Below are 26,286 nucleotides of genomic sequence, written 5' to 3'. Positions count from 1 at the left end.
AACCCGGAAGCTAAGCCCCATCGCGCCGAGAGTACTGCGGGGTCAGCCCGTGGGAGGCCAGGGCGCCGCTGACCGGTAGACGGCACCGAGCCGTGCATGGAACTGAAGAAGGGGGAGGCCTCGCGGCCTCCCCCTTTTTTGCGTTTGATAGAGACCTGTAATACAAGAACTCGCCTTCATTTAGCTTGTCTTACTGTTTGGCTGTATTTTGAGTCCTTCTTTTGTATTTGCGCGATAATAACTCCCATTGGCGTTAGGGAGGACTTGATGTTTACCGTTTTTTTCTTGGGCAATATTGCTTCGGGTAAGTCGACTGCCTGCCGCTATCTCGAATCTCATGGCGCCATGCTTATCGATCTGGACGAGCTTGCCAAATCGCTGTATGTGCCAGGCTCCGATATCGTCAATGCCCTCGCGGAAGAATTCGGTTGGGACATTCTGGACGGGGAGGGCGGCATTCGCCGCAATGTCCTCGCTGCTCGAGCTTTCGCTTCTCCTGATACAGTTGCGCGGCTCAATGGCATCGTTCATCCGGTTCTTGTCGAACAGCTGTCACTGAGGATTCTTGATCCGGTCTGCTGCACGGTTTCGTCTCCCCATTATCCCTTTGCGGTGGTCGAGGTTTCTGCCCCGACTGGTTTTGAGGATGCTTTTGGCCTGGCTGATGAAATTCTGGTTATCAGCGCTCCTTTAGCAGTTCGTCGCGGGCGTGCCATTCATTGTGGTATGGAGCCCACTGATTTTGATGCGCGGTCTGCATGCCAACCTGATGAGGCTTCACTTTGCAATCTCGCTACGACGGTAATCGATAATGCGGCGGGCGACAACTCGCTCTTTGAACAACTGGACGCATGGCTTGTGCACCATGGCTTCGGGGATGTAGTGGATAAGGAGGAGGCCGATGTCTAGGACACGTTTCTTTACGTGGTTTCGCGTGGCGCCACTTGCCGTCGTGTTCGTCTTTGGCCTTATTTCGCTCGTCTACTCGTATGCTCCTGCCGCCTTCTTTAAGCCTTTGCATCCGATTGACTACGAGGCGTACGTAAAGCAATCGAGCATTTCGCACAATCTAGATCCGTATCTGGTGTGTGCTGTCATAAAGTCGGAATCGAATTGGGATCCCGAGGCTGAGTCGAATCAGGGCGCTCGGGGGTTGATGCAGCTGATGCCCGAGACTGCCCAGGATATGATTGCCTTGGGTCTTGTCGATGGTAGTGAGTATTCAACCGACAATCTTAACGATCCCGCTACGAACATCGAGTTTGGCTGCGCGTATCTTTCGTATCTTCTAACGTATTTTAACGGGTCGACGGATAGCGCTATTGCCGCATATAACGCCGGCATGGGCAATGTAGACGGTTGGGCACAGCAGGACACATCGCTTCACAACGCGATTACCTTTCCCGAGACGCAGGCGTATCTGATTCGCGTCAATAATGCCTGGGTTCGCTATAAGACGCTCTATCCCGATCGGTTCGTATAGGACTAGGCCTGCCGCCTGCGTATGCTGCAGATATATGAGTTAGGAGTATCCATGGCGGAATTTGAAGTAGAACGCGTTGGCGGTGAACTTAAGCGCTTTGGCGTTGAGGGCTCTGAGGTGCCTTTTAAGGTCGTGTCCCCATACGAGCCCGCTGGTTCCCAGCCTAAGGCCATTGAGTCGCTTGTACAGGGCGTGAGGGATGGAGATCGCTATCAGGTTTTGCTGGGCGTGACTGGTTCGGGCAAGACCTTCACGATGGCTAAGACTATTGAGGCCCTGGGGAAGCCGACGCTGGTCATGGCTCCCAATAAAACGCTTGCCGCTCAGCTCGCGAGCGAGCTCAAGGAATTCTTCCCTGACAACGCCGTGGTCTATTTTGTGTCGTACTACGATTACTATCAGCCCGAGGCGTATGTGCCGCAAAGCGATACGTATATCGAGAAGGATTCCTCGATTAACGAAGAGGTCGAGATGCTGCGACATCAGGCGACCGCATCGCTGCTATCTCGACGCGATGTGATCGTCGTCGCATCGGTCTCGTGTATCTATGGCATCGGTTCTCCCGAGGACTATGCGGGGCTGGCACCGAACGTCGACAAGAAGGTGCCGCTCGAGCGCGATGACTTTATCCATGCACTTATCGATATCCAGTACGATCGCAATGACTATGATTTGGCACGTGGCACCTTCCGCGTGCGCGGCGATGTCGTTGACGTGTATCCGCCCTATGCCGAGCATCCGTTGCGGTTTGAGTTCTTTGGCGACGAGGTCGAGCTGATTGCCGAGATCGATGAGGTCACCGGCGAGATGCTGCGTGAGTACGAGGCCATTCCCGTATGGCCGGCCTCGCACTACGTGACTGAGAAGCCTAAGGTCAAAGCGGCCCTGAAATCAATCAGTGAAGAGTGCGAGAAGCGTGTGGCCGAGCTCAAGGCGACTGATAAGCTGCTCGAGGCACAGCGTCTGCAGCAGCGCACCGACTATGATCTCGAGATGCTCGAGACCATGGGTTTTTGTAACGGTATCGAGAACTACTCGCGTCATCTGGACGGTCGAAAACCGGGCGAGCCGCCGTTTACCCTGATCGATTACTTTCCTAAGGACATGCTCTGCATCATCGACGAGAGCCATGTAACGGTGCCGCAGATCCGCGGCATGCACGAAGGCGACCGTTCGCGTAAGGTGACCTTGGTGGAGCACGGCTTTCGCCTGCCCTCGGCGCTCGATAACCGTCCGCTTCGTTTCGATGAGTTTGAGGCGAGGATTCCCCAGTTCATCTACGTTTCGGCCACGCCGGGCGACTATGAGCTGCGGGTGAGCCAGAACGACGTTGAGCAGATCATTCGTCCGACCGGTCTGCTCGACCCCAAGATTGACGTGCGTCCGGTTCGTGGGCAGATTGACGATCTTGAGGACGAGATTCGCGAGCGCGTTGCCCGCAATGAGCGCGTGCTGGTGACCACGCTCACCAAGCGCATGGCCGAGGACCTGACCGACCATCTGCTTGATGCCGGCATTAAGGTCAATTACATGCACTCCGATACAGCGACGATGGACCGTGTCGAGATCCTGCGAACGCTGCGCGAGGGAAAGATTGATGTTCTCGTTGGCATCAACCTGCTCCGCGAGGGTCTAGACCTTCCCGAGGTCTCGCTGGTGGCAATTCTCGACGCTGACAAGGAAGGCTTCTTGCGCAATCGCCGTTCGTTGATTCAGACGATTGGCCGTGCGGCCCGTAATGCCGACGGCGAGGTCATCATGTATGCAGACGTTGTGACCGATTCGATGAAAGAAGCCATCGAGGAGACGCAGCGCCGTCGCGAAATTCAGATGGCATATAACAAAGAGCATGGCATTGTTCCCAAGACGGTTCGCAAGGCCATTAACGACATTTCGAACTTTATTGCCGAGGCCGAAAAGACCGTGGGCTCGAAGGGGCGCTCGAGAGGCGATTCGCTGGGTCACGGTGCGTTCTATACACCCGACGAAAACGGCGAGGGCGCCGCGCCGGAGACGGTGGCACCCGAGCAGACGCTTGCCGAGCAGCTGGAAGGGTTACCGCATGACGAGCTCGTGCGGATTGTCGAGACCATGGAGGAGGACATGCGTAACGCTTCCGCCGCCATGGACTTTGAGGAGGCGGCACGTCTGCGCGATGCCGTCGTTCAGATTCGGGCGATGCTTGAGGGCGCATCTGAGGACGAGACGATCGAGCGCTTACGTTCGCAGGCCCGCAAGGGTTCCACTTTCGCATCGGGCAGAAAACGCCAGGGTGCACGGTTTAAGAAATAACGAACAGGCCCCGAGTTCCCTGTGGAGCTCGGGGCCTGTGTCTTTTGAGCGCTGGAATTCGTGCGTTAGAGGTCTGCGATCAGGGCTTCGGCACAACGGACGCCGTCGGTGGCCGCGCTCATGATGCCGCCGGCATATCCAGCTCCCTCACCACAAGGGTAGAGACCCGGGGTCGACACGGCATGGCACGCTCGGTCTCGGGTGACAGTGACCGGTGAGCTCGAACGCGTCTCCACGCCAGTGAGGACCGCATCGGGGCGGTCATAGCCACGCAGTTTCTTACCGAGCAGGGGGATTCCCAAACGAAGCGACTCGACGATATGCTGCGGGAGGGCATCGTCGATCGCCGTCCAGGTCACACCAAGTGGATAGGTTGGTTTTACCTTTCCGGGTGCCGTGCTGGCGCGTCTAGCAAGGAAATCTCCGACGAGCTGTGCCGGCGCCTTCCAGTTGGAGCCACCCAGGCGATAGGCGGCTCGCTCGCAGGCGCGCTGGAGCTCAATGCCTGCGAGCGGATCATCGCCGGGAAGGTCGTCAGGTGTGACGTTGACGAGTAGGGCGGCATTCGCGTTGCGCCCGTCGCGGGCATTGAGGCTGGCACCGTTGACGCACAGATGGCCCTGCTCGGAAGAAGCCGCGACAACCTGTCCGCCGGGGCACATACAAAACGAGAACACGCTGCGGCCGTTGGGGAGATGGGCGACAAGCTTGTAGGGGGCTGCTCCGAGTGCCGGGTGCCCCGCCGAAGGGCCATATTGGGCGCGGTCGATGTCGCGCTGTGGATGCTCGATGCGCACACCCATGGCAAAGGTCTTTTGCGCGAGGGCAACATTATGTTCTTTGAGAAGCTCGAATACGTCGCGGGCGGAATGGCCGCAGGCGAGAATGAGGTGCTTTGTGGCGATTGTCTCGCTTGTGGTTTCTTGGGGCGGTTGGACATCGACGCCGGTGATGGCGCCAGATCCATCGGTTCGAATATTGACGAGCTTTGTTCGATAGCGGACGGTTCCACCGAGCTGCTCGATGCGTTGAGAAATGTTGGTGACGACGGTGGGGAGGATGTCAGAGCCAATGTGCGGCTTGGCGTCCCACAGGATGTCGCGAGGTGAGCCAGCTTCGACGAAGGTCTCAAGAATCAGTCGATGGGCAGGATTCTTGGTTCCCGTGTTGAGCTTGCCGTCCGAGAAGGTCCCTGCGCCGCCCAGGCCAAATTGGATATTGCTTTCGGGGTCGAGGATACGCTCCTTAAGAAAGAGATCAATCGCTTCTGAGCGGCGAAGTGCGGGGTCGCCGCGCTCGATGAGCAGGGGTTTAAGGCCCGCTTCGGCAAGGGTCAGGGCGGCGAAGAGACCGGCGCAACCGGCGCCGACAACGACGGGACGCTCCTTAGGTGCATTCGGGACAGGGTTGGGGAATGAAGGCGCCTCGCCGTCTACCATGCGGATGCGCGAGCGGTCGCGCTCGGCGACGCGGTCGACCACCTCCTGCTCGAGTCGGGAGCTTGTCAGTTCAACTCGAAAGCTCAAAATAAAATGGACATCTCGCTTTTTACGGGCGTCGATTGACTTGCGATGGAGCTCAATGGCTTTAATCTGGGAATCCTCGCATCGCAGGGCTCGTTTGACGGCGCGTCTACCAATAGCAAGACAGGCGGTTTCGTCGCCGGCCTCATCGAGTGACGCGTGGACTTGGGTGATTTCGATCATCGAGGTCTCCTTAGATGCAAGAAAGAGGCCGCCCGGTGTCCCAGACGGCCCGAATGCGTTTTGATTATAGACTGCGCGGCTATAGGCTGCTTGCAGCGCGAATACCCGAGATCCAAGCCCACGCAAGGTTGAAACCGCCGCAATCGGCATCGATGTCGAGTGCCTCGCCACAGATGTAAAGTGGGGCGCCTGCCGCGTTGCTCACGCAGAGGTCGGGAGCTGAGACGCTCTCGATGGGCACGCCGCCGCGCGTGACCTGGGCCGAACGCTCCTCTGTCGTTCCCTCGACGAGCAGCTTAAAGTGCTTGAGGATTGAGACCAGATGGATGACGTCGTACGACCCGGGGTGGCACTGTTCGAATGCGGTGCAGACAACGTGAGAGAACTGCGGGGCGAGCATGCCGTCGAGCCAGCGGGGGTCGCGGGGTGAAAAGCCGCCGAGCAACTCAACTCGCTGGTTGAGCATATCGAGCAACTCGTCTTTGGAGAGGTCGGGGAAAACGTCGAGCAGAATCGTGTCTCCGCGCTGGACGCGACGGGAGAGGTTAAAGGCGGCAACGCCCGAGATGCCAAAGGTTCGGAAGAGCACTTCACCGTCTTCGTGCCAGAGCTCATTATGATTGCGGGCGAGCGTCAAGCGGGCGCGGACGCGCAGACCGTCCAACGTCTTGAGTGCCGCCCGATCGCCGACGACCGTTGCCGATACGGGGCAGAGGATGGGGCGCAGCGAAGTGAGGGGGAGGCTAAACGTATCGGCGATACCGGTGGGGTTGCCACCCGTGGCGATAATTACGGCATGTGCCTCCAGGGCCTCGTTCTTGCGAGGGACATCGGCGAGCGCTTTCCGAAGCGAGCGGAGCTCCGATTTTCGGTCGTCATGCTTTTTTGCCTTGAGTGCCCGCGCTGGACGGTCTATTTGGAGTGTCCAGCCTTCGGAAGCTTTGTGCGCCGAGGCAACGTTGGCTCCGCAGATTAAGGTGATACCTAGGCGGTCGCAAACGTTGAGAAGCGCGTCGCGCACCGATTCTGCGCGAAGGGAGCGCGGGTATAGCCGGCCTTCCTCGGAGGTTGTCATGATGCCCAGCGAGGAGAAGAAACCCATAAGCTCTTGTTCGGGTTGGGGGCCCATGACAGATTCGACGAATGCGGGGTGGTTATACCGCTGAGGATCAATCGATTCGTTGGAGAGGTTGCAGCGGCCGTTACCGGTCGCAAGGAGCTTAAGGCCGCAGGCGACATCGCGCTCAACGATGCAGACGCTTTTGCCAGCACGTGCAGCCGTAATGGCGGCGGCGAGGCCTGAAGCCCCGCCGCCGATTACCAGGACGTCATAGAAGGCGCTCGTGTTCACTTAGGCCTCGTCGGTCTCGTGCGGGGTAATAGCCTCGACGGCAGAGACTGCCTTGGGCAACATGCCATCGGGCAGTGCGGTCTCGACCTCGCCCTTATCGCAGGCCTCGGCGAGTGCCGGATTGATGGGAAGCTGGCCCAAGATGTCGAGGTTATAGCGTTCTGCGACCTCGGGGAGCTTGCTCTTGCCAAAGACCTCGATCTTCTTGCCGCAGTCGGGACACTCAATATAGCTCATGTTCTCGACAATGCCCAGAATGGGGACGTTCATCTTCTCGGCCATGTTGACCGCCTTGGCGACAATCATCGAGACCAGATCCTGCGGGCTCGTGACGATGACGATGCCGTCGACGGGCAACGACTGGAAGACGGTGAGCGCGACATCGCCTGTTCCCGGAGGCATGTCGACCAGCAGGTAGTCGATGGGGCCCCACGAGGTCTCGCTCCAGAACTGCCTAATGGCGCCTGCGATGACCGGACCGCGCCAAAGGACGGGGTCGGTCTCGTTTTGGAGCAGCAGGTTGGAGCTCATGACCTTGACGCCGTGCTCGGAGATTTCGGGCAGCATAAGGTTGCCGAGGGCATGGACGTGGCGTCCGCTCATACCGAACATCTTGGGGATGGAGGGACCGGTGATGTCGGCATCGAGGACGCCGACCTTGTGGCCGTGACGGGCAAGCTCGGTGGCGATGGCACCGGTGACAAACGACTTGCCGACACCGCCCTTGCCGGAAAGCACGGCGATGACGCGTTTGACCTCGGACAGCGTGTTCTCCTCAAATTGCGACGGCGACGTTTGTCCGCCGGCGGCCTGTGCGTGCTCGCAACCCATGTATGACTCCTTTGTATATGTTGGGGCCGGGGCCCCGTGGTGTGACACGAGCGTCATTGTACCCTCGTTTGCGAGCGGGAGTCATTTGCGATGCATTTGGGCCGAGCGTGCTTGCAATACGATGGGTCCAAACGAATGGGCGGGCTTACTGAACTTTGCTGGCGAACTCGAGGTATTGCATGCGCTGCAGCTTGTCGATCGTCGAGGCGTATGGGCTATCTTCAGATTCCAAGTCGTAGCGCAGCCCGTCGGCACCAAGGTAGCCGGCGACATTGATGGTGGGCACATCTGACCTTGTTGCAAGCAGAGCCTTTTGATAGTCGGTGAGCGGGGCGCCGATCTTATTAAGGGTAATGGCTGCAATCTCGTTTGCCCCGACGGTGTCGTAGACGTTGAGCTCGGTATTGCCGGCGATTTCATAGTTAGCCCAGACAAAATATGTCGACTGATAGATACGGAAAGCGTGGCTTGCCGTATCTTCCTGAGGGTACAGCTCGTCGTTGAGGGTCGTTGCGGCGCTCGGCTGATGGTCGCCAAAAAAGACAAGGACAACCGGTCTGCCGATATTGCGGAGCTCGTTGATAAAGTACTCGAGGTCCCGGTCAGATGCGTTGATGCAGGTAAGATAGGTGTTGAGCGCGCTATTGGCGCCCTCGCTGGCTCCCTCGACCCAATAGTTTGTCAGCTCCTCGGCGGGAACGGTGCCATAGTCGTAGCCGCCGTGATTTTGCATCGTGACGTCAAAGATGAACTGCGGGGCTTCGTCGGTTCTAAGCAGGTCGAGTATCTTGTCGTAGGTGGCGTAGTCGCATACGCCGGCATGGTAACAGGGCGCACCTTCGAAATCGCCGATTGAAAGAAAGTCTCCAAAGCCCAGCTGCTGATAGTTTTTATCTCGATGGTAGTTGACGGGGTTTTGCGGGTGCATAGCGGTAGCGGTATACCCAAGCTCCTTAAGGTCCTTTGCCAGGCTGTTGACGCCATTCATCTGATATAGCTGATAGGGGATTTTGCCTAATCCGACAAAGGCCGTTGTCGCTCCGGTCAAAAATTCGAATTCGGAGTTCGCCGTTCCGCCACCGGCGACCGAAGCGAGCATGGTGCCGCGAACAAGTGTGTCGGGAAGTGAGTTGTAGAATGCGGGGCCGGTGTACCCGGCCGCCTGGAGCTGCTCAAAGCACGAAAGGTCGCTAAAACTCTCGTTCATGACGGCAACAATCGTCGGCTTGATTTCATTGAACTGGGCAACGGCCGCCGCGCGCTGCTCGCTCGAGCCATACGTGCTGTCGTAGGTGGCGGCGAGCTCCTGCTCGATGCTCTGCGCCTCATCGGGCGTATAGTCTTCGGGCTTCTCAATGGGCAACTCGTTGACCATTTCGGTGAACGAAGTGATAAAACCCTGAGACGCATACGTGGTGATGGGCTGCCAACGGTCAAATCCAAAATTCAGCGCCTGCTCCAAGTCGATGCTGGAAAAGCCCGAGAGCCCCACAACGGTCACTAGCAGAAAAGCGCAGAGGTTAGCGGCGATTGCGGGGAACACATGGGTGGGTGTACGGAGCTTTCTCGGTCGGATAAGCGAAAGAAGCCCCAGGGAAATCTCCAGCAGGGCTAGAGAGGTTACGATTCCGGCGGTAAAGGTAAACTCGTATCCCTCGCTCACTTCCATTGCGGTGCCAAGGGCCAAGATATCGCTTGGCAGGATGGCCTCACCTTTAAACGTTATGACGAAGTGCTCGGCAATGCCAAGGATGCAACAGGCGACGGGCACGAGGGCCATGACGCCTCCATGACGCTGTCCCAGCAAATAAAGGGAGAGCAGAACCGTCGCGAGCAGCCCGACGGAAAACCCGAATGAGTTGGCGGGAATGCGATAGAACGTTTCGTTACAGGCAATTTCGAGTGAAACGAACGAGAGCGCTGAAACAGCGGCGATGACAAGGATGTCACGGCAAATACAGGCAACCGTTCCCGTCGCAAGATCGGTTTGGTCGATAAGTCCCGAAACCAAGGGTTCGACAAGAAGTATGACGGCGGCAGCACCGAGCGCCGAATAAGAAAGGAGCCATAGGGAACTGTCCTCATTTACGAGCAATTGATTCGTAACCCATGCAGCTACCACGCCGAGCGGGATGAGGAGCGTCGCGCACCAAAAGACGCGGGCAATGGGCGGCTTTTCATTGTGTTTGATTGAAAAATACACGCGCACGACGACGGCGGCCACGATAAGGACGGCGATGAATATGGGCAGATTGGCCATGTCACTCGAAGTGATTTCAAGGGGGATATCTTCGGTCATGGACGTTCCTCTGTTACGGCAAATTAAGTTCAGTATTAGATTACTGTAACCTTTCCACGGCATTTCGAGAAACAAAGCGCCCGATACGCAAAGCTAAAGGTCTGCGAATCTTGTATTACGAACATCTGTGCGCGTCGAGTGCGCTAAACTCATCGACAGTATGATTCGATGCAATAGGAGGCAAGGAGCTTCCATGTCTGATTCTTCTATCGTTATTCGCGGCGCTCGTGAGCACAACCTCCGTGATATCGATGTTTCCATTCCGCGTGACCAACTCGTGGTCATTACCGGTCTTTCTGGCTCGGGCAAGAGTTCGCTGGCATTTGACACTATCTATGCCGAGGGCCAGCGTCGATACGTTGAGAGCCTTTCGAGCTATGCGCGCCAGTTCTTGGGCCAGATGGACAAACCCGACTTGGATTCAATCGACGGCCTTTCGCCGGCGGTGTCGATTGACCAAAAGACGACGTCTAAAAACCCTCGCTCGACGGTTGGCACCGTAACCGAGATTTATGACTATCTGCGCCTGCTGTTCGCCCGTGTGGGCACCCCGCACTGTCCCGAATGCGGCCGCGTCATTGAGCGCCAGACGACCGACCAGGTTGCCGACAAGGTCTTGGCGGCGGGGGAGGGCCGCCGCGCGTTTGTGCTGGCACCGGTGGTGCGCGGGCGAAAAGGCGAGTACACCAAACTGTTTGAGGACCTTCGCGCCGAGGGCTTTAGCCGCGTGCGTGTCGACGGTGAAGTGCGCTCGTTCGACGATCCGATCGATCTGGATAAGAAATTCAAGCACGATATCGAGGTCGTAGTCGATCGCATCGTGATCCGTGAGAATTCTCTGGGCCGTATCGCCGAGTCTGTTGAACAGGCGACTGCCTTGGCGCACGGCAATGTAAACGTGTACATGCTGCCCGATCGCGATGCTCCCGAGGGGACCGAGGGCGAACTGCTGGAGTATTCGTTGGCCTTGGCGTGCCCGGAGCATGGACACTCCATTGACGATCTTCAGCCGCGTGATTTTTCGTTCAACGCTCCCTATGGCGCATGTCCTGAGTGCGACGGCCTGGGCTTTAAGAAAACCGTTGATGCCGAGGCGCTGATTGAGGACCCCTCGAAGTCCATTGCCGACGGAGTCTTTGGTAGCCTGTTTGGCAATTCGAACTACTATCCGCAGATTTTTGCTGCGGTCTGCAAACACTTTAAGGTGAGCGCCGATACGCCGTGGGAGGACTTGCCCCCTCGCGTGCGTCGTGCATTCTTGGATGGCCTGGGCGATACGAAGATCTCGGTCGACTACCAAAAGCTCGACGGACGTCGTAGCCAGTGGGATACAAAGTTTTCGGGCGTTCGCAACATCCTGTACGAACGCTATGCCGAGACGACGAACGAGAACACCAAGGCGCGCCTGGAGAAGTACATTCGCGAGGAACCGTGCTCGAGCTGCCACGGCGCTCGTTTGCGCCCTGAGATGCTCGCCGTCACCGTGGGCGGCAAGTCCATTTACGAGGTTTGTTGCCTGTCGTGCCGTGAGTCGCTCGAGTTTTTTGAGGGCTTGGAACTTACCGAGCGTCAACGGTTTATCGGCGGCCGTATCGTCAAGGAAATCCTGGAGCGCTTGCGTTTTCTGGTTGATGTTGGACTCGACTATCTGACGCTCGATCGTGCCTCGGCGACGCTTTCCGGTGGCGAGGCACAGCGTATTCGACTGGCAACGCAGATCGGCGCGGGTCTCATGGGCGTGCTCTATATTCTGGATGAGCCCTCGATCGGTCTTCATCAGCGTGACAACGAGCGCCTGATCAAGACGCTCGAGCGCCTGCGCGATATCGGCAATACCGTTATCGTCGTCGAACACGACGAGGATACAATCCGTGCCGCCGACTACGTGATCGACATGGGGCCCGGCGCCGGCGTCAACGGCGGACACGTAGTCGCGGCGGGAACGCCTGCCGATATCATGGCGTGTCCTGAGTCGATGACGGGCGCTTATCTGACCGGCAAACGAATGATCCGGGTGCCTGATGAACGGCGCAAACCCGGTCGCGGCTGCCTTAAAATTACGGGCGCTCGAGCCAACAACCTCAAAAACGTTACTGCCAAGATCGAGTTTGGTACGCTTACGGTTGTTACCGGCGTGTCGGGATCGGGCAAGAGCTCCCTAGTTACCGACACCATTGCGCCTGCCCTTACGAATGCCATTCACCGCTCGACGCGCCCTGTGGGTCCGTATAAGAAAATCGAGGGCATCGAGTGTATCGATAAGGTTATCGATATCGACCAGTCGCCGATTGGCCGCACGCCGCGTTCCAACCCTGCTACCTATATCGGCCTGTGGGATGATCTTCGCGCACTGTTTGCGAGTACGCCGGAGTCGAAGGCGCGCGGCTACTCGCCAGGTCGTTTCTCCTTTAATGTGAGTGGCGGGCGCTGTGAGGCGTGCAAGGGCGACGGACAGATCAAGATCGAGATGCACTTCCTTCCCGATATCTACGTTCCCTGCGAAGTTTGCGGCGGTAAACGCTACAACCGCGAGACACTCGAGGTCACCTATCGTGGCAAGACCATCTCGGACGTGCTCGACATGAGCGTTACCGAGGCGCTGGCCTTCTTTGGGAATATCCCGCAGATTAAGCGCAAGCTCCAGACGCTGTACGATGTAGGCTTGGGCTACGTGAGCCTGGGCCAGCCCGCCACGACGCTTTCGGGCGGCGAGGCGCAGCGTGTAAAGCTCGCCAAGGAGCTTCATCGACGCCAGACGGGCAAGACGTTCTATATTTTGGACGAGCCGACGACCGGCCTTCATTTTGAGGACGTCCGCCAGCTGCTCGATGTACTGCAGCGCTTGGTCGATGCGGGCAACACGGTGCTGGTGATTGAACACAACCTTGATGTCATCAAGGTTGCCGACCGCCTGATCGATATGGGTCCCGAGGGCGGTAACGGCGGCGGAACCGTCGTGGTTTCGGGTACACCGGAGCAGGTTGCGGACTGTCCGCAGAGTTATACGGGCAAGTTTTTGGCGCCGTTGCTCAGGCGTGACCGGGAGCGCCAGGTTCAACTTGATGCTCAATAAATAGGCGATTCAGTTTATGGGCGCCATCGACTCCTTGTGATTCGATGGCGCTTGCTGTGCCGAAGTGACGTATGCAGCCGAATTGGACATATACTTAATCCTTGCGTCCGAATGCGAGGGAAAGGATATGTCATGGCAAAGGCTGTAAAGACGCCAAAAACCAATGCGATGCGCGAGCTGGAAAGCGCCGGCATTTCCTATGTTCTACATACGTACGAAGACGATGGCGATGAGTCGGTGGGCCTGGGGGTCGCGATTTCGGAGCAGCTTGGCGAGGAGCCCGGTCAAGGATTTAAGACTTTGGTCTGTGTGACACCGTCCAACGACTATGTCGTGTGCTGCATCCCTGTTGCCGACGAGCTCGATCTAAAGTCCGCCGCGCGTGCCGCGGGGGAGAAGTCCTTGGCCATGATGCATGTGAAGGATTTGCTTGCGGCGACTGGCTACGTTCGCGGCGGCTGCAGCCCGGTCGGTATGAAAAAACGCTACCGGACGCTCATTGATGAGACATGTGTCCTTTGGGATACCATTTTTATTTCGGGAGGCAAGCGTGGTTATCAGCTCGAGCTTGCACCCGATGATTTAATTGCATTTTGCGGGGCGACGGTTGCCGCGATTACGAGAGAGGACTGAGCGATGCCGCAGGAAGAATTGAAGCGCGGAGCTCATTTTGCAAAAGAATCTGCGCCTCAGACACCCTCATCCGAAGCTTCTTCGTCGCGAGATGACACTGACGACATGGGCTCGTCGGACTACTCCACGGTTGGTCGTTCCGCCGGGCTTATGACCATCCTGACTATCGTGTCTCGCGTCACCGGTTTTATCCGCACGTGGGCAATGGCGGCCGCTATCGGCATGTCGCTACTCTCGTCCTCCTATCAGGTCGCCAACAACCTGCCCAATATGCTCTACGAACTCGTGATGGGCGGCATGCTCGTGACGGCGTTTTTGCCCGTGTACATGGGCGTGAGGCGTGAGCAGGGTCGCGAGGCCTCAAACGAGTACGTGGGCAACCTGCTCGGCATTCTGCTTTTGGTGCTGGGTGGCATTTCGTTGCTGGGGACCGTGTTCGCCCCGGGCTTTGTCTGGACGCAATCGTTCCTTTCGGGTGACGGCGGCAGCATGGATACCGCTGCGTTCATGTTCCGTTTCTTTGCCATCCAGATTCTGTTTTATGGTTTGGGCTCGGTGTTCTCGGGCGTTCTCAACGCACACCGCGACTACTTCTGGTCGACGTTTGCTCCGGTCCTCAACAATGTGATCGTCATTGCGAGCTTTATGGGTTTTGCGCCCGTGTCCGCACAGTTTGGCGAACGTGCCGGCATCATCTTGATTGCGGCCGGTACGACCCTCGGTGTCTTTGTTCAGATGGCATGTCAGATCCCCGCGCTTGGCAAGCACGGCGTGCATCCCCATATCCATATCGACTTTAAGGACCCCGCACTGCGGCAGACGATTGCGCTCGGTATCCCGACGCTGCTCGCCACGGTGTGCATGTTTGTCTCGACTTCTATCACCAACGCTGCCGCGCTGGTGGTCCAGCCCGAGACTGGTCCTTCCGTCATCGCCTATGCGCGCCTGTGGTACACGCTGCCCTACGCGCTGATTGCCGCCTCGCTTTCGACGGCGCTCTATACCGAGCTCTCTCACGACGCGCAGGAGAAGGATTACGACAGCGTTCGCACGGGCATTTCGCGTGGCGTCGCCCAGATGCTGTTCTTCCTGATTCCGTTCGCGCTGTACCTGATTGTCTTCGCGCGTCCGCTCAACATGATCTACTGTGCTGGCAAGTTCGATGAATCCGGCGTGACGCTGGTGTCCGAGTACCTTGTCTACCTGGCGCTCTCGCTGCCGCTCTACGGCGTGGTCGTGTTGATGCAGAAGAGCTTCTCTGCCTTGCTCGACATGAAGCCCTATAGCCGCTATTGCCTGTATTCTGCCATCGGCCAGGCCGGCTCGGTTCTGCTGTTTGGCGTTGTGCTGGGCTTCGGCATGCCGGCAATCGCGCTTTCGTATGTCGTCGACTACGTGATCTTGGTCGGTTGTTCGCTGTGGTGGCTGCGTCGTCGTCTGCGTGGCCTTCACGTCAAATCTATCCTACATGGCGGTTTCTTTGGCCTTTTGCTCGGTGGCCTGGGTGCTGCCGCAGGCGCCGGCGTCATGTGGGCGCTTGAGCACTTTGTCGGGGCGCTTGGCGGTTCGATTCTGATTACTCTTGGCTATGTTTGCGTTGCGGGTGTCGTCTCGCTTGCTGTTACCTTTGGCCTTGCCGTCGTCCTTAAGATGCCCGAGGTCTCGGCGCTGCTTCGTCGCAAGTAGGTGCGCGTGGCCGGTCACGACAACATTCCAACGCTTGCCGAGCAGGTTTCGCGCGTTCCCACACAGCCCGGATGCTACCTTTGGAAGGATGCCAAGGGCGATGTCATCTACGTGGGCAAGGCGAAAAACCTACGCGCCCGCATGCGTCAATACGTGACACTGCAGGATGAGCGTCAAAAGATTCCGCTGATGATGCAGCTGGTGGCGAGCTTTGACTATATCGTGGTGGAGACCGAGCATGAGGCGTTGGTGCTCGAGCGCAATTTGATTGGTCAGTACCATCCGTACTTTAACGTCGACCTCAAGGATGACAAGAGCTACCCCTTTATCGCCATTACAAAGGGCGACCTGTATCCCGCTATCAAATATACGCGTGAGCGTCATAAGCCGGGAACGCGCTATTTTGGACCCTATACCGATAGCCGTGCGGCACGTGAGACGATAGATACGCTGCGCAAGGTTATTCCCATCTGCTCCGCATCCTGTGCGGAGTGGCGTCGTTGTCGCCGTATCGTTGAGTCCCACAAGGGCGAGGAAGACATCGTCAATATGATTTGCGCGCAAAACGGGCGTCCCTGCTTTGACTACCATGTCGGGCGCGGCCCGGGTGCGTGTGTCGGCGCGATTTCCCCGGCAGACTATGCCAAGAACGTCAAGCGTGTCGAGCGCTTTTTGTCTGGCCATCGCAAGGATGTCGTCGATGAGCTCACGTCTGAGATGACGGAGGCCGCCGAGGCACTCGACTTTGAGCGTGCGGCGCGCGTCAAACGTCGTTTGGAGGTCATCAGGGGTCTGGACGATCGCCAACAGGTTGTTTTTCCATCGTGCGTCGATATCGATGTCATCGGGTTCTATCGCGAGGAGACCATCTCCGCCGCTTGCGTCTTCGTCGTTCGCGAGGGCCGAACAGTTCGCACCTGCGAGTTCATTCTCGACAAGGGTCTTGATGTTGACGAGGAAGAGCTCCAGTCGGGCTTTCTTAAGCGCTATTACGACGAGACGGCTGATATTCCAGCTGAGGTCAACCTTTCCGTCGAGCTTGAGGATGCGGAGGCGCTGGGGGAATGGCTTGCGGGCAAGCGCGAGCGTTCCTGCCATCTCCATAGGCCGCAGCGTGGCGAAAAGCACCGTTTGCTCGATATGGCATCCAAAAATGCGCGCCATGCCCTCATGCGCTACATGATGCGAACGGGGTACGCTGACGACCGCACCAATCAGGCGCTCCTGGAGCTCGAAAGCGCGCTGGCGCTGCCAGCGCCGCCGATGCGTATCGAGTGCTTCGATATCTCGACGCTGCACGGAACCTTTACCGTCGCCTCGATGGTGGTGTTTACCAACGGACGCGCCGACAAGAGCCAGTACCGTCGTTTTAAAATTCAGGCCGAATTGGACGAGGCAAACGACTTCGTGTCGATGTCCGAGGTTTTGGGACGACGCTATGCTCCCGAGCGCATGGCCGACGAGCGCTTTGGATCGCGCCCCGATTTGCTCGTTGTCGATGGCGGTAAGCCGCAATTGACCGCTGCGATCAAGCAACTTGAGGCTCTTGGGCTCGATATACCAGTTTGTGGCTTGGCAAAGGCCGATGAGGAGGTTTTCGTGCCTTGGGACGAGACTCCAGTCGTGCTTCCGACCGGGTCCGCGTCGCTCTATCTAATCAAACAGGTGCGCGATGAATCGCACCGTTTTGCCATCACGTTCCATCGCGAATTGCGCGATAAAGCCATGACGGTTTCGGTACTCGATGACGTTCCAGGCGTGGGACCCACCAGAAAACGTGCCCTTATGCGCCATTTTGGCTCGATGAAGCGTTTGCGCGCGGCGAGCGAGCAAGAGATCGCGGAAGTTCGAGGCGTTCCGGCCGATGTCGCCAAAGCGGTCCACGAGGCACTTGTTGCATGGAATGCCGAACGCGCCCAGGCATCGGCCAACCGTTCCGAAAACTAAACGTGCTTCTAAACAACTGATATACATGATTGGCCGATTTTCAATCATTTATTTCGCGGCGATTACCTGTCGATTTCGGGTTTTATTAACGCTAAAACGTTTGACTAGCCATGGTGAACAACCCTGCTATCCTGCGGGTTGACGATGACTGATATCTCACCTCGTCGATACATACTGTCTGGCGAATCGTTTGTCAATGAATTCGGTGAACGGTAGTAAATACCGTTCAAGCGTATGTATGTATCGGTCGCCGAGCGCGGCACCTCAGTTGGGTTCGTCGGTAGGTAAGGTATATATCGTCCGCAAGTTGCGCGGGGGCAAGTCTAGGTGCTCCCGGGTAAGATTCTCTATTGATAGGAGAAGACATGGCCATCATCAACAAGGGTATGTCCAGGCGTTCGTTCCTCGGCCTCACCGGCAGCGTCGCTGCTGTCGCAGGGCTTGGTCTCACCGGCTGCGGTGGCAGCTCCAACGACGAGGGTTCCGCTTCCGGTTCCGCCGATTCCGCCAACCGTGGCGGCGGTGTGATTACCGCTGGTTCCGCTTACGCTCCGTCCAGCTTCGATCCCGCCAGCACCGGCTCCGCTGTGGGCCTGGGTGCTAACTGGCACGTCGTCGAGGGTCTCTACGGCATCGATTACCACGACTACAGCACCTTCAACGAGCTCGCCACCGACGATCCCAAGTCCGTGGACGACACTACCTTCGAGGTCACCATCCGCAAGGGCGCCAAGTTCTCCGATGGTACCGAGGTCACTGCTGACGACGTCGTCGCTTCCTACACCGCTTGCGCTGCTTCCGCTACCTATGCTCCGTTCTTCCAGCCCTTCGAGTCCATCGAGGCCAAGGATGCCAGCACTGTAACGGTCAAGACCAAGGTCCCCAACTTCTCCCTGCTCAAGGATCGTCTGGCCATCATCCGTGTTACCCCGGCTACTCAGTCCGAGGAGGATCGCGCCAAGCAGCCGATCGGTTCCGGCCCCTGGATGTACGACTCTATCTCCGATACCGAGATCACCCTGGTTCCCAACCCCGAGTACAACGGTGAGTATGCTGCCGAGGATAAGAAGATCCAGTACAGCATCCTGACCGACCCCACCGCTCGCGTTACCGCCCAGCAGGAAGGCTCCACGCTCGTTATGGAGCTCGTTACCGCTGACGCCGTCGACCAGCTTGAGAGCGCCGGCTGCAAGATCGATAACGTTCAGGGTTTCGGCACCCGCTTCATCATGTTCAACGTCGCCAAGGAGCCTTGGAACAACGTCAAGGTCCGTCAGGCTGTCATGTATGCGCTCGACACCGAGAAGATGGTCAGCAACACCTTCGCCGGCCTTGCCACCGCTGCCAGCTGCTACCTGCCCAAGAGCTTCACCAACTATCATGAGGCTTCCACGGTGTACAAGACCGACGCCAAGAAGGCTAAGAAGCTCATCGAGGAGTCTGGCATCACCCCGGGTGCCATCACCCTGCGCACCACCGACAACGAGCAGATTAAGGGCATGGCCGCCCAGGTCAAGAACGACCTCGACGCTCTCGGCTTCGATGTGACCATCCAGACCGATACCTCGCCGGCCACCTACGCTGCCATCGACGGCGGCGAGGCCTACGATATCCTCCTTGCCCCTGGCGATCCTTCCTGCTTCGGCGCCGACCCCGACCTGCTGCTCAACTGGTGGTACGGCGACAACGTCTGGATGCAGACCCGTTGCCCGTGGAAGGAGTCCGCTGAGTGGCAGAAGCTCCACAGTCTCATGGACGAGGCTCTTGCCGCCGAGGGCGACGAGCAGCAGAAGAAGTGGAACGAGTGCTTCGACATCATTGCCGACAACGCCGTTCTGTACCCCGTTGTCCACGTCAAGACCGTCTCCGCTTCCTGGGACGATCCGTCCACTGCGCCCAACGGCGAGGCCCTCGATGGCTTCAAGGGCATCGGCACGACGAGCATGTCCTTCAGGGGCGTTGCGACCGTCAAGGCGTAAGACTCGCTTGAGTCTGTATGCAGGATATCGGTCATTGGGGCCGTATCCTCATAGTTGAAACAAAGACCCGGGCGGCAACGATGTCGCTCGGGTCTTGTAATGAGTACCCGTACTCATATACCAGTTGGTCCTACCGACAAAAGAAAGGGGAGAGAACGTGAACAACTTGCTACGTTTGATTGGAAGGCGTCTTGTGGCGCTGCCGATCATGGCATTGGGCGTCACCGTCCTGGTGTTCTTCCTTATGTCGTTCTCCAAGACCGACCCCGCCTACACGGCGTTGGGTGACGGTGCCTCGCCCGAGGCGGTTGCCGAGTACCATGAGAAGTATGGTCTGGACGACCCCTGGCCCGTGCGCTACGTGCGCTATATGGGCGATTTGATCCATGGCGACATGGGCACCTATGGTGCTGCTCGCAACTCCGTTGCCAAGCGCATCTCCACGGCCCTGCCCGTCACGATGCAGCTGACCTTTATCGGTCTTGCCATCGGTGCGGTCGTTTCGTTTTTGCTCGGCGTCATCGCGGCACTGTATCGCGACAAATGGCCGGACCAAGTGATCCGCGTCTTTTCCATCGCCGGCTTGGCAACCCCGTCGTTCTGGCTTGCCGTTCTGTTGATCCTGCTGTTCTCTTCCTACCTTAAGGTGCTCCCGGCATCGGGTGCTCTGCCTCACTTCACCACGAATCCGGTTGGCTATCTGGGACGTATGATCATGCCCGCTATCGCCTTGGCATTTCCGCTGACGGGCCAGATGACTCGTATCGTGCGTACCGCCATGGTCGAGGAGCTCGACAAGGATTATGTCCGTATGGCTCGCGGTGCCGGCGTTCCCGAGAAGGTCGTCGTCGGCATCAACGTTCTTCGCAATGCGCTGATCACCCCGGTCACCACCCTCGGTCTTAAGATCGGTTACCTCATGGGCGGCGCCGTCGTCATCGAGGTTATCTTCAACCTCCCCGGCATGGGCACTGCGATTCTGCAGGGCGTTCAGGGCAACGAGGCGAACCTGGTTCAGGGCGTCGTTATCGTCGTTGCTCTTGCCTTCATCATCATCAACATCGTGGTTGACATGCTCTACCTGCTCATCAACCCGCGCATCAGGACGGTGTAGATTATGGTAAAGATTCGAGAGAAGCAAACCGAGCAGCTCGAGAAGGCTGCCTCCAAGGGGCTCAAGCTCGGTGGCTGGAAGAAGATGACGTTGTCTTCTAAGATTGCCGCCGTCGTGCTGGTGCTGGTCGCCCTGACTGCGATTCTGGCGCCCCTTCTTGCCCCCTATAGCCCGGTCGAGATCTTTACGGCTCGCCAGGCTCCCGGCAACGGATTTATCTTCGGTACCGACGATAAGGGTCGCGACATTCTGTCGCGCATGCTCTACGGTGGTCGTTACTCGCTGATCATCGGCTTTGGCGCCACTGCCATGGCTCTGGTCTGCGGCTCGGTCGTGGGCGCCCTCGCGGCGGTTTCGCGTAAGTCCGTTTCCGAAGCGATCATGCGCATCCTGGACATCATCATGTCCATCCCGGGCATCGCCCTCGCTGCCGTCTTCGTCTCCATCCTGGGCAATTCCGTGCCGTCGATTATCTTCGCCATCGGCTTTATGTACACTCCGCAGATTGCCCGTATCGTGCGCGCCAACATCGTGTCCGAGTACGGCGAGGACTATGTCCGCGCGGTCATCGTTTCCGGCGCCAAGGCTCCGTGGATTTTGATCAAGCACGTCCTGCGCAACTGCATCGCCCCGATTATGGTCTTCACCGTTACTCTGGTCGCCGATGCCATCATCTTCGAGGCCTCGCTGACCTTTATCGGCGCTGGTATTCAGGAGCCTACCGCTACCTGGGGCAACATCCTCGCTGACGCCCGCGGTGGCGTGCTCGCTGGCCGTTGGTGGCAGGCGCTGTTCCCGGGCCTGGCCATCATGATCACCTGCCTGGCACTCAACATCCTGTCCGAGGGCATTACCGACGCCATGGCCGCTGCTCCCTCCGCCGCCCTGGATCCGACCGACTCCTCCAAGCGCCGCGAGGCCGACCTGCTGGTCTCCGACCCCGTTCGCGCCTACAAGGAGCAGGCTCAGTCCCTCTCCGCTCGCCTTGGCGCCCTGCGCGATGTTGAGCTCAAGCGTGACGATCGCCATGTGCCCGACGAGTCTGTCGAACCGATTCTCTCGGTCCGTGACTTCTGCATTCAGTTTGAGCATCACGGCGATATCAACGTCGTCGACCATGTCAACTTTGACGTCCGTCCTGGTCAGACCATGGGCCTGGTGGGCGAGTCCGGTTGCGGTAAGTCCATCACCACGCTGGCCATCATGGGCCTGACCGACGATGACGAGCACCTTTCCGGCCAGGTCCTCTGGGAGGGCCGCGACCTGCTCAAGATGAGCAAGAAGGAGTGGTTCGGCCTGCGCGGTACCGATATCGCTATGGTCTATCAGGACGCCCTGTCCTCGCTCAACCCCTCCATGCTCATCTCTGCCCAGATGAAGCAGCTCACCAAGCGCGGCGGCACCCGCAGCGCCGAGGAACTCCTGGAGCTCGTGGGCCTCGACCCCAAGCGTACGCTCGAGAGCTACCCGCATGAGCTTTCCGGTGGCCAGCGTCAGCGTGTCCTGATCGCTATGGCCCTTACCCGCGACCCCAAGCTGGTCATCTGCGACGAGCCCACGACCGCTCTGGACGTTACCGTCCAGAAGCAGGTCATCAAGCTGCTCAACGACCTTCAGGCCAAGCTCGGCTTTGCCATGATCTTCGTCTCGCATGACTTGGCGCTGGTCGCCGAGGTCGCCCATAACATCACGGTTATGTACGCCGGTCAGGTTATCGAGCAGGCGCCCACCAAGGAGCTGCTCACTAACCCGATCCACGAGTACACCCGCGGTCTTCTGGGCTCCGTTCTGTCCATCGAGAGCGGTTCGGGCCGCCTGCACCAGGTGCCCGGCGCCGTTCCGAGCCCGCGCGATTTCCCCAAGGGCGATCGCTTCGCGCCCCGCTCGAGCCATCCGCGCATTGGCCTGGACACCCGTCCGGTCTTCAAGCGCGTGCCCGGCACCGAGCACTTCTATTCCGAGCTCCCCGACGAGGTGCTCAAGGCAAATGGTTTGACCCCTCACGCGGAGGTGATGTAGATGAGCGAGACCGCAGTCAACGGCGTCGAGCCGATCATCTTCCTTGATGACGTCCACGTCACCTTTAGGACCCGTACCGGTTCGATTCTCCACCCTAACCTGGTTCACGCCGTCCAGGGTGTAACGATTAAGCTCATGCCCGGTCAGACGATCGGCATCGTCGGCGAGTCCGGTTGCGGTAAGTCCACCACCGCCAACGTCATGTGCGGCCTGCAGGCCCCCACGAGCGGCAAGGTCTACTTTAAGGGCAAGGACGTTACCAAACGTACCGCCGAGGACCGTCGCCACATGGGTCGCGTTATCTCGGTCGTGTTCCAGAACCCGGCCACGGCGCTCAACCCCCGCATGGTCGTTCGCGAGCAACTGCTCGACCCCATGCGCGTCCACAACCTGGGTACCGAGGCCGAGCAGGAGAAGCGCGTCAAGGAGCTCTTGGAGCTCACCGGTCTGCCCAGCTCTGCCGCTGAGGTTCTTCCCGGCCAGCTTTCGGGCGGCCAGCGCCAGCGCGTCGCAATTGCCCGTGCCCTGTCGCTGAACCCCGATGCCATCATCGCCGACGAGCCCACCTCGGCTCTGGACGTTTCGGTCCGCGCGCAGATTCTGAACCTGCTGACCGACCTTAAGAAGGAGCTCGGCCTGGCCATGGTGTTCATCAGCCATGACATCCAGACGGTCCGCTATATCTCTGATGACATCATCGTTATGAATGGCGGCAAGATCGTCGAGCAGGGCGAGGCCAAGCAGGTCTTCCAGCACCCCCAGGACCCCTACACCAAGATGCTGCTCGGCGCTGCACCGTCGCTGCTGCATCCCAAGCTCGGCGAGTAGTCTCGCTTTCCCTCCCGTGCGCCCGGTTCCCTTGCCGGGCGCACCTCCGTTGCGATTTCGAAAGGTTGGGTTCACGAGCCATGCCAAGTGCTCAGGAGCTGCAACATCAATTTGGTGAATATCGAGGCGCCATGCCCCGTCCATCAGATTTCGATCTCTTTTGGAAGGACCGCATGGCCGAGGCCGACGCCGTCGGGCTTGACTATGCGATCGAGACGGCATCGGTCACCGATGCCGTGACCTGCCAGCTTTTCGACCTCTGGTATACCGGCATGTGTGGCGCTCGCCTGCATGCCAAGTACCTTAAACCCGTCTCGGACGAGCCCGTGCCATTGGTACTTCAGTTCCATGGGTATCCGGGTGCAAGCCGCAGCTGGTTTGAGCAGGCGTCGTTTGCGGGCATGGGCATGGCGCTCATCGCGCTTGACTGTCCTGGTCAGGGCGGTCCCTCCGAGGATATTGGCGGATTTGAGGGTACGACGGTCGCGGGCCATATTGTCGCCGGTATCGACGGCGATCCGGCCAACCTCTACTATGTCCGTCTGCACCAGGACATTCGCATCCTGTGCCGTATCGTCCGTGAGCTCGAGGGCATCGATTTAGCCCGTGTGTTTGTGAACGGCGCGTCGCAGGGCGGCGGTTTGGGCATTGCGACCTGTGCACTTAACAGCGAGCTTATCAATCGCGCCGCCATCCTCTATCCCTTCCTGTCGGATTTCCGCTTGGTCTGGGATTTGGATGCCGACGACATTGCCTACGAGGGCCTGCGCTATTGGTCTCGCTGGTTTGACGAGGATTCGACTCGTATCGAGGAAGCCTATGCCAAACTGGCGTACTTCGATTCCAAGAACTTTGCCCCTATGGTCAAATGCCCCGTCCTGTTTGGTACGGGCACGGCGGATATCGTCTGTCCGCCGGCAACGCAGTTTGCGGTGTACAACAACCTGTCCTGTGAAAAGCGTCATGAGTTCTTTGAAGGCTTTGGCCACGAGGAGATTCAGGATTTTGACGATCTGATCATTCCGTTTTTCTGCAAGGGAGGGGAGGCTCATGTCTAAGTGCGAGAGCAATGTCAATGAGCTGATTGTCTCCGACCTTGTGGGGATTCCCGGAACGGTCTCGTCAAGGCTCGCTGATTTCCGGGATTGGCGCGGTGATGCTTCTGCGGATGTTTCCGAATTAGAGATAGCCGCTTCGGACCTTGAGGCTTGCGGGCCGAGTATTACGGCGATCGATTTCGCCAATCCGTATGCCCGCTACTCCGAGGTTTCCTTTGAGCTTGGTGGCGATGTGGTCCACGCACGTTTGATCGAGCCTGCCGGTCGCGCCCGAGCATCCGAGCTTGTGCCGCTATGTCTGATGTTTCACGACATCGACCGACCCGTGCGGGGATGGCATCACATGACGAGGTTTGCGGCCATGGGATATGCCGTGCTTGCGCTGAACGATGAGGCGATTGGACCCAGCGATCTGCGGCAGGGGATTACCTCGCCTGCTTTTGTCAGGCGCGTCCGTTGGGGCTGCGCGTTGGCGGAGGTCGCGCGCAATCTTGATGGCATGGACCCCGACCGCATCTTTGCATGGGGCGAGGGTCTTGGCGGCGGAGTCGCGCTGGCGGTTTCCGCTCTGGACGAGCGGGGCCTCGCCTGCACGGCGGTTGCCAATCCGCTTCCTGGCGGCCTCGAGGTGCTGTCGTCTCGGGTGCGCGGATCGGTGCTCATGGGCACATCGCTTATGGATACCGTGAGCGATCCCAAGGATCAGTTTGCCGTATTCAACGGTCTTGAGTGTGACCGGAGGCATATCATCTATGCAAAATACGCTCACGAGCGCATCAATGCGTTCGAAAACGAAGTCGTAGACTTTTTTAACCAAACGTTCTACTCGTGTTCTTTGGCCTAGACGGCCTGGACACTGCCAACAAGAGTGGGTGGCATAGGGCCGCCCGCCAGACAACTAAGGAGATTCTTGTGGCAACTCAGAAATTCACCGGCGTTATCCCTCCCGTCGTTGTTCCCGATACCGAAGATCACCAGCTCGATGTTGCCTCCTTTGAGCGCAGCATCAACCGCATGATCGATGCCGGCGTCGATGGCCTGTTCTTCTTGGGCTCTTCGGGTGAGGTCGTTTTCTCCACCGACGAGCGTCGTCGCCAGATCATCGCCGAGGCCGTCCGCATCGTCGACCACCGCGTGCCTGTTCTGGTCGGCATCATCGATACCGAGACCGAGCGCATGATTGAGCACGGCAAGGTCGCTCAGGAGCTGGGCGCCGATGCCCTCGTCGCCACCTGCCCGTTCTATGCCCTGCAGGGCATGACCGAGGTCGAGGAGCACTTCCGCATCCTGCACGAGGAGCTTGACCTGCCCATCTTTGCCTATGACATTCCCGTCTGCGTTCACACCAAGCTCCCCTGGAAGCTCCTTGCCAAGCTCGGCGCCGAGGGCGTCCTTGCTGGCGTCAAGGATTCCTCGGGTGATGACATCTCGTTCCGCTACCTCGTTCAGGAGAACGAGAAGAACGGCCATCCGATGAGCATTCTCACCGGCCACGAGGTTGTTGTCGACGGCGCTTACCTCGGTGGCGCCGACGGCTCTGTCCCGGGTCTCGCCAACGTTGAGCCCGAGGGCTACGTTCGTCAGTGGAAGGCCGCTCAGGCTGGTGACTGGGCTACCGTCAAGGCCGAGCAGGATCGCCTCAATGAGATTTCGCACATCTGGGATGTCACCTCGGGCGTCCAGGGCTATGCCGGTGGCGTCGGCGCCTTCAAGACCGCTATGAACCTCATGGGTATCTTCGACAGCCCGACCATGCCGCGCCCGGTGAAGGCCATGACCGGGAAGAACGTCGAGGCTATTAGGAAGGTCCTCCAGAACAACGGCCTCCTGTAAAGCTTTCCCAGGCACCCGACCTCGCCGTTCAACCGTGTGGCCATGACTATTAGGTCAATGGCCACACGGTTTCTCGGCGATCTTGGGCACCTGGAAAACCTTTACTGCGCTGTGACGGCTAGCCTGACGGCGCATTTCCTATAGTTGTTTTTTA

18 protein-coding genes are annotated in these 26,286 nt (G+C 58.5%); 14 read left to right on the top strand and 4 right to left on the bottom strand.

The window, feature by feature from the left end:
* The first annotated feature begins 267 nt into the window (after positions 1–267).
* From coaE to uvrB, 3 genes are read left to right on the top strand one after another with little or no spacing between them, the layout of a single operon-like run.
* Positions 268–909 (top strand): dephospho-CoA kinase, encoded by a 642-nt coding sequence (gene coaE, locus ABHR63_RS06795; protein ID WP_346965166.1) that lies wholly within the window; start codon positions 268–270, stop codon positions 907–909.
* Positions 902–1,483 carry a lytic transglycosylase domain-containing protein gene (locus tag ABHR63_RS06790; protein WP_346965165.1) on the top strand — a complete coding sequence of 194 codons (582 nt, stop codon included), beginning with the start codon at positions 902–904 and terminating at the stop codon, positions 1,481–1,483. Before coaE ends, ABHR63_RS06790 begins: the two co-directional genes overlap by 8 nt.
* Positions 1,484–1,534: 51 nt before the next feature.
* The gene (uvrB, locus tag ABHR63_RS06785) at positions 1,535–3,775 is read left to right on the top strand and encodes an excinuclease ABC subunit UvrB (protein WP_346965164.1); all 2,241 of its coding nucleotides are present in this window, start codon (positions 1,535–1,537) and stop codon (positions 3,773–3,775) included.
* A gap of 65 nt (positions 3,776–3,840) precedes the next feature.
* Here uvrB and ABHR63_RS06780 read toward each other — a convergent pair whose 3' ends face one another.
* From ABHR63_RS06780 to ABHR63_RS06765, 4 genes are all read right to left on the bottom strand, one after another.
* The gene (locus tag ABHR63_RS06780) at positions 3,841–5,481 is read right to left on the bottom strand and encodes an NAD(P)/FAD-dependent oxidoreductase (protein ID WP_346965923.1); all 1,641 of its coding nucleotides are present in this window, start codon (positions 5,479–5,481) and stop codon (positions 3,841–3,843) included.
* A 79-nt stretch (positions 5,482–5,560) separates the two neighbouring features.
* Positions 5,561–6,832, bottom strand: coding sequence for an NAD(P)/FAD-dependent oxidoreductase (locus ABHR63_RS06775; RefSeq protein ID WP_346965162.1), 1,272 nt, complete (start codon positions 6,830–6,832; stop codon positions 5,561–5,563).
* On the bottom strand, positions 6,833–7,663 hold the full coding sequence (locus tag ABHR63_RS06770) for an Mrp/NBP35 family ATP-binding protein (protein WP_022094864.1): 831 nt from the start codon (positions 7,661–7,663) through the stop codon (positions 6,833–6,835).
* A 145-nt stretch (positions 7,664–7,808) separates the two neighbouring features.
* Entirely contained in the window at positions 7,809–9,962 is a 2,154-nt protein-coding gene (locus ABHR63_RS06765) for an LTA synthase family protein (protein WP_346965161.1), read from the bottom strand.
* 193 nt (positions 9,963–10,155) lie between these two features.
* Between ABHR63_RS06765 and uvrA the strand changes: the two genes are divergently transcribed.
* The 11 genes from uvrA (at position 10,156) to ABHR63_RS06710 (ending at position 26,132) form a co-directional block, all read left to right on the top strand.
* A complete protein-coding gene (gene uvrA / locus ABHR63_RS06760) occupies positions 10,156–13,035 on the top strand; it encodes an excinuclease ABC subunit UvrA (RefSeq protein WP_346965921.1) in 2,880 nt (959 codons plus the stop codon).
* Positions 13,036–13,167: 132 nt separating this feature from the next.
* On the top strand, positions 13,168–13,668 hold the full coding sequence (gene ybaK / locus ABHR63_RS06755; protein ID WP_006236166.1) for a Cys-tRNA(Pro) deacylase: 501 nt from the start codon (positions 13,168–13,170) through the stop codon (positions 13,666–13,668).
* A gap of 3 nt (positions 13,669–13,671) precedes the next feature.
* Positions 13,672–15,354, top strand: a complete 1,683-nt coding sequence (gene murJ / locus ABHR63_RS06750; RefSeq protein ID WP_346965919.1) for a murein biosynthesis integral membrane protein MurJ — start codon at positions 13,672–13,674, stop codon at positions 15,352–15,354.
* A gap of 6 nt (positions 15,355–15,360) precedes the next feature.
* Complete coding sequence (gene uvrC, locus ABHR63_RS06745; RefSeq protein ID WP_346965158.1) at positions 15,361–17,301, top strand: excinuclease ABC subunit UvrC; 1,941 nt, start codon at positions 15,361–15,363, stop codon at positions 17,299–17,301.
* Between the two features lie 365 nt (positions 17,302–17,666).
* On the top strand, positions 17,667–19,280 hold the full coding sequence (locus tag ABHR63_RS06740; protein ID WP_346965157.1) for an ABC transporter substrate-binding protein: 1,614 nt from the start codon (positions 17,667–17,669) through the stop codon (positions 19,278–19,280).
* A gap of 157 nt (positions 19,281–19,437) precedes the next feature.
* Positions 19,438–20,394: an ABC transporter permease gene (locus tag ABHR63_RS06735; RefSeq protein ID WP_035138896.1), complete on the top strand. Its 957-nt coding sequence runs from the start codon at positions 19,438–19,440 to the stop codon at positions 20,392–20,394.
* 3 nt (positions 20,395–20,397) lie between these two features.
* Positions 20,398–22,413 carry a dipeptide/oligopeptide/nickel ABC transporter permease/ATP-binding protein gene (locus tag ABHR63_RS06730; RefSeq protein ID WP_346965918.1) on the top strand — a complete coding sequence of 672 codons (2,016 nt, stop codon included), beginning with the start codon at positions 20,398–20,400 and terminating at the stop codon, positions 22,411–22,413.
* Positions 22,414–23,241 carry an ABC transporter ATP-binding protein gene (locus ABHR63_RS06725; protein ID WP_006236159.1) on the top strand — a complete coding sequence of 276 codons (828 nt, stop codon included), beginning with the start codon at positions 22,414–22,416 and terminating at the stop codon, positions 23,239–23,241.
* A gap of 80 nt (positions 23,242–23,321) precedes the next feature.
* Positions 23,322–24,299 carry an acetylxylan esterase gene (locus ABHR63_RS06720; RefSeq protein ID WP_346965154.1) on the top strand — a complete coding sequence of 326 codons (978 nt, stop codon included), beginning with the start codon at positions 23,322–23,324 and terminating at the stop codon, positions 24,297–24,299.
* Positions 24,292–25,143: an acetylxylan esterase gene (locus tag ABHR63_RS06715; protein WP_346965153.1), complete on the top strand. Its 852-nt coding sequence runs from the start codon at positions 24,292–24,294 to the stop codon at positions 25,141–25,143. Before ABHR63_RS06720 ends, ABHR63_RS06715 begins: the two co-directional genes overlap by 8 nt.
* A gap of 68 nt (positions 25,144–25,211) precedes the next feature.
* Positions 25,212–26,132 (top strand): dihydrodipicolinate synthase family protein, encoded by a 921-nt coding sequence (locus tag ABHR63_RS06710; protein WP_346965152.1) that lies wholly within the window; start codon positions 25,212–25,214, stop codon positions 26,130–26,132.
* Positions 26,133–26,286 lie beyond the last annotated feature (154 nt).

It is taken from the genome of Collinsella aerofaciens (assembly GCF_039752775.1).
Lineage (GTDB): Bacteria > Actinomycetota > Coriobacteriia > Coriobacteriales > Coriobacteriaceae > Collinsella > Collinsella aerofaciens_R.
This window is presented reverse-complemented; position numbering and strand designations above follow the sequence as displayed.

Bases quoted from the DNA above. Each gene is read 5' to 3' on its own strand.
- coaE (WP_346965166.1), top strand. From the start codon at position 268: ATGTTTACCGTTTTTTTCTTGGGCAATATTGCTTCGGGTAAGTCGACT.
- ABHR63_RS06790 (WP_346965165.1), top strand. From the start codon at position 902: ATGTCTAGGACACGTTTCTTTACGTGGTTTCGCGTGGCGCCACTTGCC.
- uvrB (WP_346965164.1), top strand. From the start codon at position 1,535: ATGGCGGAATTTGAAGTAGAACGCGTTGGCGGTGAACTTAAGCGCTTT.
- ABHR63_RS06780 (WP_346965923.1), bottom strand. From the start codon at position 5,481: ATGATCGAAATCACCCAAGTCCACGCGTCACTCGATGAGGCCGGCGAC.
- ABHR63_RS06770 (WP_022094864.1), bottom strand. From the start codon at position 7,663: ATGGGTTGCGAGCACGCACAGGCCGCCGGCGGACAAACGTCGCCGTCG.
- ABHR63_RS06765 (WP_346965161.1), bottom strand. From the start codon at position 9,962: ATGACCGAAGATATCCCCCTTGAAATCACTTCGAGTGACATGGCCAAT.
- uvrA (WP_346965921.1), top strand. From the start codon at position 10,156: ATGTCTGATTCTTCTATCGTTATTCGCGGCGCTCGTGAGCACAACCTC.
- ybaK (WP_006236166.1), top strand. From the start codon at position 13,168: ATGGCAAAGGCTGTAAAGACGCCAAAAACCAATGCGATGCGCGAGCTG.
- murJ (WP_346965919.1), top strand. From the start codon at position 13,672: ATGCCGCAGGAAGAATTGAAGCGCGGAGCTCATTTTGCAAAAGAATCT.
- ABHR63_RS06740 (WP_346965157.1), top strand. From the start codon at position 17,667: ATGGCCATCATCAACAAGGGTATGTCCAGGCGTTCGTTCCTCGGCCTC.
- ABHR63_RS06730 (WP_346965918.1), top strand. From the start codon at position 20,398: ATGGTAAAGATTCGAGAGAAGCAAACCGAGCAGCTCGAGAAGGCTGCC.
- ABHR63_RS06725 (WP_006236159.1), top strand. From the start codon at position 22,414: ATGAGCGAGACCGCAGTCAACGGCGTCGAGCCGATCATCTTCCTTGAT.
- ABHR63_RS06720 (WP_346965154.1), top strand. From the start codon at position 23,322: ATGCCAAGTGCTCAGGAGCTGCAACATCAATTTGGTGAATATCGAGGC.
- ABHR63_RS06715 (WP_346965153.1), top strand. From the start codon at position 24,292: ATGTCTAAGTGCGAGAGCAATGTCAATGAGCTGATTGTCTCCGACCTT.